General features: G+C 69.2%; 1 protein-coding gene. It reads right to left on the bottom strand.

The genetic code is table 11. From position 1 onward, the window contains the following. A partial coding sequence (locus ADK36_RS10830; RefSeq protein WP_048587632.1) for a zinc-binding dehydrogenase occupies nucleotides 1–604 on the bottom strand: 604 nt, incomplete at both ends.

Raw genomic sequence — 604 nt, 5'->3', positions numbered from 1 at the left:
GTGGTCGGCGGCGTCGCAGGCGGCGATCCGGACCTGTGCTCCGAGTGCGGTGAGCTCGGCTTCCAGTTCCGCGGCACCCTCGGCATCCCGCCCCCGACGACCGGCCAGTAGCAGGTGCTTGACCTGGCGCTCCTCCACCAGGTGACGCGCCACGAGCCGACCCAGCGAACCCGTGCCACCCGTGATGAGCACCGTGCCGTCCGGCTCGAAGTCACGCGGCAACACGACGACGTTCTTGCCGATGTGCTTGCCCTGGCTCATCTCCCGGAAGGCGACGGGCACCTCACGCACATCCCATGTGGTCAGCGGCGGCAGCGTCAGTACGCCCCGCTCGAACAGCTCGACCAGTTCCCCCAGCATCCGCTGGACCAGCTCGGCGTCCACCCGGTGCAGCACGAGATGGTGGTAGGCGACGTCCGGGTGCCGCTCGGCGATCTCGGCCGCCGCCCGTACATCGGTCCGGCCCATCTCGATGAACCGTCCGCCGTGGGGCAGGAGTCGGAGTGATGCGTCGACGTAGTCGCCGGCGAGGGAGTTGAGGACGACGTCGACGCCGCGGCCGTCGGTGGTGCGTTTGAAGTGTTCTTCGAAGTCGAGGGTGCGG

The organism is Streptomyces viridochromogenes (assembly GCF_001270495.1).
Classification (GTDB): Bacteria; Actinomycetota; Actinomycetes; order Streptomycetales; family Streptomycetaceae; genus Streptomyces; species Streptomyces viridochromogenes_A.
The sequence above is the reverse complement of the archived record's forward strand: the minus strand, read 5'-3'. Positions and strand labels throughout refer to the sequence as shown.